This is a genomic window from Arthrobacter sp. Hiyo1 (assembly GCF_001263615.2).
In the GTDB taxonomy this organism is placed as follows: domain Bacteria; phylum Actinomycetota; class Actinomycetes; order Actinomycetales; family Micrococcaceae; genus Arthrobacter.
The window spans coordinates 185,439-191,350 of the sequence record NZ_DF952469.1 but is presented as its reverse complement, the minus strand read 5'-3'; the positions used below and the strand labels follow the sequence as shown (position 1 = coordinate 191,350).

The following is a 5,912-nucleotide window of genomic DNA, read 5'->3' as shown; positions in this document are numbered from 1 at the left end:
GCCGAAGCCCGGTCGGCCGACGCTTGGGGATCCACAGCTGGCACACGTGTGGGCGGTCCATGGGCGGTGCCCGCGCACTGGAATGGGCCGTCAGCTATCCGGACCGCGTCAAGCATGTGCCGTGATTTCGATCGGGGCGTACAGCACTGCCGAACAGATTGCGTTCGCGCAGGCCCAGACGCTCGCCATCCGGCAGGACGCCGACTTCAAGGGCGGCGACTACTATGGCCAGGCAGCGCCCGAGGCGGGGCTGGCCCTCGCCCGGCGGATCGCCCACATCACCTACCGTTCGGCGGATGAACTGGACTTCCGCTTCGGCAGGAACGCCCAAGGCGGCGAGGCACCCCTACAGGCTGCGGCCTTAGGGGACCGTGGCCGCTACCAGGTGGAGAGCTACCTCGACCACCAGGGACGCAAGCTGGTCCAGCGCTTCGACGCCAACAGCTACATCGCCATCACCGAGGCGCTCATGAGCCACGACATCACTCGCGGCCGGGGCTCGTTGGAGGACGCGTTGTCCGTGGCCACGGCGAAGTTCTTCGTTGCCTCGGTGGACTCGGACCGGCTCTATTTCCCGGAACAATCGCACGAGCTGGCCAAGGCCTTGCCCGGAGAAGTCCCCGTTCATGTGATCGAGGCGCCCATCGGGCACGACGGTTTCCTCACCGAGATTGGCCAGCTCGGCCCCCAGCTGCGGGAGGCGTTCTTCGGCTGAATCAGCCGTTCATGATCTCCTGGCGGAGCTTCATGTAGTCCTCCATGGCAATTTTCCCGTCGCTGTACTCCTGGTCGAGTTCGGCCAGTTTCCGTGCCCGGTAGCCTTGCGGCGCGCTGTCCGGCTGGGGCGCGCTGTTCGCTTGCGGAGTAGCCGACGACGGCGGAGCGGCCTGAGGTGCGGGCATTCCCACCGGGGGTTGCGGCTCAGCCGGGAAGATGACCGGGGGTTGCTCCGGGTATCCGACGGGGTAATCCTGCGGAGGATAAGGCTGCCCGGGGTAATCCTGCGGAGGGAAGTCCCGGAGCCTGCGCTGGCGCGATCGGTTGTACATGCGGATCCCCATGGGAATCAGCCAGGAGCAGACGATGATCCAGAAGATCACATTGTTCACGGTGGAGGGCCTCCCTAGTCTTTCACCAGCTTAGCCCCGGTCCCTGTGACCCACACGGCTCCGGTTCAGCTCCGGGGCAGGATGGTGTCGGCAGGACCGAAGACGGGTCCCGGCGTCGGGCGTTTCGGCAGGATGCCGTCGCCGGAGGAGCGGTGCCGGATCCGGCGGATGACCCACGGGACAAAATACTCCCGGGCCCATACGAGGTCGCCCGAGCGGGCCTCGCGCCAGCTGCGCTGGGGGAGCGGCTTGGGGAACAGCGGCTCGAGGTTGTGGGGCACGTTGAGTGAATCGAGGACCATCGCCGCGATGGTGTGATGGCCGAGCGGCGAGAAGTGCAGGCGGTCTTCGTCCCACATCTGGGAGTTGGAGAGTTGCCGCAGGGACCACATATCGGCGATCACGGCATCGTGGCGGGCGGCCACCGTGCGGAGGTTTTCGTTGTAGATGGCCACTTTGCCGCGGATCCGGCCGAGGACCGATGACGCGGTGTCCGGACCGTTGAAGAGAACCACGGTGGCGCCGTCGGAACTCAGGGTCTGCACTGCGGCATCGAGTTTCTCGGCCAAGGCGTCGGGATCGCCGCCGGGACGGATGAGGTCGTTGCCGCCCGCGGAGATGCTCACGAGGTCCGGCTTGAGGTCCATGCACGGGCCAAGTTGTTCGTCGAGGATCTGCTGGAGCAACCGCCCGCGGATGGCCAGGTTGGCGTAGGCGAAATCCCGGTGTCCCCGGCTCAGTTCCTCGGCTACGCGGTCGGCCCAGCCGCGATGTCCCCCGGGGTTGTTGGGCTCGGGGTCGCCGATCCCTTCGGTAAAGGAATCACCCAATGCCACGTAGCGGGTCCACGGATGAATCCGTTCGTCCGGCTTTGGTCCCACCGTGGGATCAATGTCACTCACGTCGATATCCTGCCTCTTGCTGCAACGCCACGCGCCCGTAGCTTGTTACTCATGGGTAACTGTAAGAATAGTCCCATGAGTCAAGCTTCCGCCTTTCCTGCCCCGGTCGTTTTGTGGTCCCACGAAGAGGAGGAGCGGGCTGGCAAGCCATTGCTGGTCCTGTTGCACGGTTACGGGTCCAACGAGCAGGACCTCTTCAGCCTTGCAGGCTTGTTGCCCCAGGACTTCGTCGTCGCTTCGCTCCGTGCGCCGATCGCGACGGGCCCGGGCTTCACGTGGTTCCCGCTCACGGCGTCCATCGACTATTCCCTCGACGCCGTCAAGGACGCCGCGGAGTACGTGTTTTCCTGGTTGGACTCCTTCAAGTCCAACCACAGCTCGGTGACGCTTCTCGGCTTTTCCATGGGCATGGCCATGGCCACCTCGCTGTTGCGGCAGCGCCCGGCGGACTTTGCCGCCGTCGTCGGGCTTTCAGGCTTCGCCGTCGACGCCGATGCGGACCCCGCATTCCGCGACGCCGAACTGGACGGTTCCGTGCCGCTCTTCTGGGGACGGGACCAGCAGGATCCTGTTATCACCCCGGACAAGATCGAATACACCATGGACTGGGTCCGAAAGCACACAGACCTCACCAAGGTGCTCTACACAGGCATGTGGCACGGCATCAACCAGCAGGAAATCGGCCACGTTGGCGAATTCCTGGAGCACAAGGTCCTCTCGTAGCAACGCGGGGTCACTTACGGCCCATCCCGAGGCACGTTATGGGCCGTAAGTGACCCCGCGTTGCCCTAGGAAGCGGCCGCGATCCGCACCGTCTGTCCGTTGACGGTCACCGTATCGCCGACATGGAGTTGGCGGCCGCGCCGATCGTCGATCTCGCCGTTGACTTTGACCAGGCCGTTCTTGATGAGTTCCGTGGCTTCCACGCCGTCCTCCACCAGGTTGGCGAGCTTCAGGAGCTGGCCGAGTCGGATCATGTCGTCGCGGATGGGGATTTCTTCGATTTCCGGGTTGCTCATACAAGCAATGATGCCTGAAGTAAGGTGGTGAAAATGCCGCAATCGTCCCGTCCCGCCATCCGAAGCACCTCCCGTCCGTTGCTCACCGGCCTGCTTCTCGCGGTGGCCAACGGTACCCTGCTTCCGGTCCAAGGCCGGATCAACAGTGCGCTGGGGGCAAAGCTCGACGACGGCGTGGCGGCCGCCGTCGTCAGCTTCACTACCGGGCTGGTATTGATCGCCGTGATCGGCCTTGCGCTGCCGAAGGGCCGCGCTGGTTTGCGCCGAATAGTGCCTGCCGTCAAGGAGCGCAGCTTTCCGCGGTTCTATGTGGTGGCTGGCGGGATCGGCGCTCTCTACGTGATTGCCCAATCGTTCACCATTGGCCTTCTTGGAGTCGCGTTGTTCACGGTAGCCGTGATCACAGGGCAGACCGTGAGCGGCCTGTTCGTGGACCGGCTCGGCATCGGTCCCGGCGGGAAACGCTCGATCACGGGGGTCAGGATTTTGGGAAGCATCCTGACGATCGCCGCCGTCGCCTGGGCCGTGTCGCCGCGCCTCGGGGCTGCGGCCGACGTCGGGTCCTTGCTGTTCCCGATCCTGTTGCCAGTCGTGGCGGGTTGCCTCATGAGTTTCCAACAAGCCATGAACGGGACTGCCACGGTGCACTACGGCAGCCCCATCGCCGCGACGCTGGTGAATTTCGTGGCCGGAACGGTCATTCTCTGGATCGCCTGGCTCATCAAGGTGTCGTTGCTTGGTCCCGGGCACGCGCTTCCTGCTGAGTGGTGGTATTACGTGGGCGGCCCGATGGGGTGCGTCTTTATCGGCCTGGCTGCTTTGTTGGTCCGCAGCCTCGGTGTTTTGGTGACGGGGCTGGGGATGATTGCCGGGCAGCTGCTCGGATCCCTCGCGCTTGACCTGATCCTGCCGGCTCCGGGAACCTTGGTGGCTTTCCCCACGATCCTTGGCACCTTGCTGACCCTGTTCGCCATCATCGTTGCCACGCTGCCTTGGCCGAAGGGCGCTCTCTCTCGCCGCCGTCCCGCCAAGGGTAGCCAGGCGGGTCCCGGAGGCAGGACAGCGGCCAAAGGCCGGTAGGCTAGGACACGCAGCTTCCTGCACAGCATTACCTTCGCGCACAACCACGGACCGCACCCAGCGGCCCTGTAGAACATTGGAGTACCCATGGCAGCAAAATCCGTCCTCGACCAGGTCATTTCCCTCTCCAAGCGGAGGGGCTTCGTGTTCCAGGCCGGTGAAATCTATGGTGGCTCCCGGTCCGCGTGGGACTACGGCCCCCTCGGTGCCGAGCTCAAGGAAAACATCAAGCGCCAGTGGTGGCAGAGCGTTGTCCGCGGCCGCGAAGACGTGGTGGGCCTGGATTCCTCCGTGATCCTGCCCCGCCAGGTATGGGAAGCCTCCGGCCACGTCGAGGTGTTCTCCGACCCCCTGGTCGAGTGCCTTTCCTGCCACAAGCGCTACCGCGCCGACCACCTCGAGGAAGAGTACGAGGAAAAGAAGGGCCGTCCCGCCGAAAACGGCCTCAAGGACATCGCCTGCGCCAACTGCGGCACCCGCGGCCAGTGGACCGAACCGCAGGAGTTCTCCGGCTTGCTCAAGACGTTCCTGGGCCCCGTGGCCAGTGAAGAAGGCCTGCACTACCTGCGCCCGGAAACCGCGCAAGGCATCTTCGTCAACTTCAGCAACGTGCTCACCACGTCCCGCAAGAAGCCGCCGTTCGGCATCGGCCAGATCGGCAAGTCCTTCCGCAACGAGATCACGCCGGGCAACTTCATCTTCCGCACCCGCGAGTTCGAACAGATGGAAATGGAATTCTTCGTCGAGCCGGGCACGGATGAGGAATGGCACCAGTACTGGATGAAAGAACGCATGTCCTGGTACACCGATCTGGGCATCCGGCCGGAGAACCTGCGTTTCTTCGAGCACCCGCAGGACAAGCTCAGCCACTACTCCAAGGGCACCACGGACATCGAGTACCGCTTCGGTTTCCAGGGCTCCGAGTGGGGCGAGCTTGAGGGCATCGCCAACCGCACCGACTTCGACCTCTCCACCCACTCGAAGGCCTCCGGTCAGGACCTCAGCTACTTCAACCAGGCCACCAACGAGCGCTACACGCCGTACGTCATTGAACCGGCCGCCGGCCTGACGCGCTCCTTCATGGCCTTCCTTGTGGACGCCTACACGGAAGACGAGGCACCCAACGCCAAGGGCGGCGTCGACGTCCGTACCGTCCTGAAGCTTGACCCGCGCCTGGCGCCGGTCAAGGCAGCCGTGCTGCCCCTGAGCCGCAACGAGGACCTGTCCCCGAAGGCCAAGGACTTGGGCACCCAGCTGCGCAAGAACTGGAACATCGACTTCGACGACGCCGGCGCCATCGGCCGCCGCTACCGTCGCCAGGACGAGATCGGTACCCCGTTCTGCATCACCGTGGACTTCGACACCCTCGATGACCAGGCCGTCACCATTCGTGAGCGCGACACCATGAGCCAGGAACGTGTGTCCCTGGACAAGGTGGAGGGCTACCTGGCCGCACGGCTGATCGGCGCCTAAGCGTGTCCATCGAGTACCGCGAATGGCGTGAGGGCGACGACCTCGCGCTCCTGGAAATGTGGGGTGGGCCGGAGACCCTGCCGGCCCAGCAATTCCGCGCCGCCCTTGCGCCGTCGAGCAACAGCGGCCAGGGCCACCCTTGGCGCCGGTGCATCGTGGCGGAAGACGTCGTTGACGGCATCGCAATTCCGGTGGCCGCGGGGGTGGTCCACGAGGCGTCCCTGCACGCGGAACGTCTCTGGGCCTACATCGAGGTTGCCAAGGACCACCGCCGGAGCGGGATCGGGGCCACGCTCCTGACCATGCTGCGGCGCGAAGCCGGGCAGTCG

Annotated in this window: 7 protein-coding genes and 1 pseudogene; 5 read left to right on the top strand and 3 right to left on the bottom strand. The window is 64.8% G+C overall.

Annotated elements, in window-relative coordinates:
• Positions 1 to 715 (top strand): annotated as a pseudogene (locus AHiyo1_RS26205) (homoserine O-acetyltransferase family protein); the annotation flags it as partial.
• Between the two features lies 1 nt (position 716).
• On the opposite strand, the gene AHiyo1_RS05510 reads toward AHiyo1_RS26205, so the two are convergent.
• Together AHiyo1_RS05510 and AHiyo1_RS05505 are read right to left on the bottom strand one after the other, a co-directional pair.
• On the bottom strand, positions 717 to 1,109 hold the full coding sequence (locus AHiyo1_RS05510) for a hypothetical protein (RefSeq protein ID WP_059387871.1): 393 nt from the start codon (positions 1,107 to 1,109) through the stop codon (positions 717 to 719).
• Between the two features lie 65 nt (positions 1,110 to 1,174).
• On the bottom strand, positions 1,175 to 2,011 hold the full coding sequence (locus tag AHiyo1_RS05505) for an SGNH/GDSL hydrolase family protein (RefSeq protein WP_059387870.1): 837 nt from the start codon (positions 2,009 to 2,011) through the stop codon (positions 1,175 to 1,177).
• Positions 2,012 to 2,086: 75 nt separating this feature from the next.
• Between AHiyo1_RS05505 and AHiyo1_RS05500 the strand changes: the two genes are divergently transcribed.
• Positions 2,087 to 2,734, top strand: coding sequence for an alpha/beta hydrolase (locus AHiyo1_RS05500; protein WP_059387869.1), 648 nt, complete (start codon positions 2,087 to 2,089; stop codon positions 2,732 to 2,734).
• Between the two features lie 65 nt (positions 2,735 to 2,799).
• Here the strand turns inward: AHiyo1_RS05500 and AHiyo1_RS05495 are convergent, their stop codons facing one another.
• Positions 2,800 to 3,030, bottom strand: a complete 231-nt coding sequence (locus AHiyo1_RS05495; protein ID WP_059387868.1) for an RNA-binding S4 domain-containing protein — start codon at positions 3,028 to 3,030, stop codon at positions 2,800 to 2,802.
• A gap of 33 nt (positions 3,031 to 3,063) precedes the next feature.
• Here AHiyo1_RS05495 and AHiyo1_RS05490 point away from each other — a divergent pair, with 33 nt between their 5' ends.
• The 3 genes from AHiyo1_RS05490 to AHiyo1_RS05480 all read left to right on the top strand — a co-directional run.
• Positions 3,064 to 4,110 (top strand): DMT family transporter, encoded by a 1,047-nt coding sequence (locus tag AHiyo1_RS05490; protein WP_172465504.1) that lies wholly within the window; start codon positions 3,064 to 3,066, stop codon positions 4,108 to 4,110.
• 87 nt (positions 4,111 to 4,197) lie between these two features.
• Positions 4,198 to 5,583: a glycine--tRNA ligase gene (locus tag AHiyo1_RS05485; protein WP_059387867.1), complete on the top strand. Its 1,386-nt coding sequence runs from the start codon at positions 4,198 to 4,200 to the stop codon at positions 5,581 to 5,583.
• A 2-nt stretch (positions 5,584 to 5,585) separates the two neighbouring features.
• Positions 5,586 to 5,912, top strand: a 327-nt coding sequence (locus tag AHiyo1_RS05480) for a GNAT family N-acetyltransferase (RefSeq protein ID WP_148667479.1), incomplete at its 3' end; no start/stop codon positions are given.

Bases quoted from the DNA above. Each gene is read 5' to 3' on its own strand.
- AHiyo1_RS05500 (WP_059387869.1), top strand. From the start codon at position 2,087: ATGAGTCAAGCTTCCGCCTTTCCTGCCCCGGTCGTTTTGTGGTCCCAC.
- AHiyo1_RS05495 (WP_059387868.1), bottom strand. From the start codon at position 3,030: ATGAGCAACCCGGAAATCGAAGAAATCCCCATCCGCGACGACATGATC.
- AHiyo1_RS05490 (WP_172465504.1), top strand. From the start codon at position 3,064: ATGCCGCAATCGTCCCGTCCCGCCATCCGAAGCACCTCCCGTCCGTTG.
- AHiyo1_RS05485 (WP_059387867.1), top strand. From the start codon at position 4,198: ATGGCAGCAAAATCCGTCCTCGACCAGGTCATTTCCCTCTCCAAGCGG.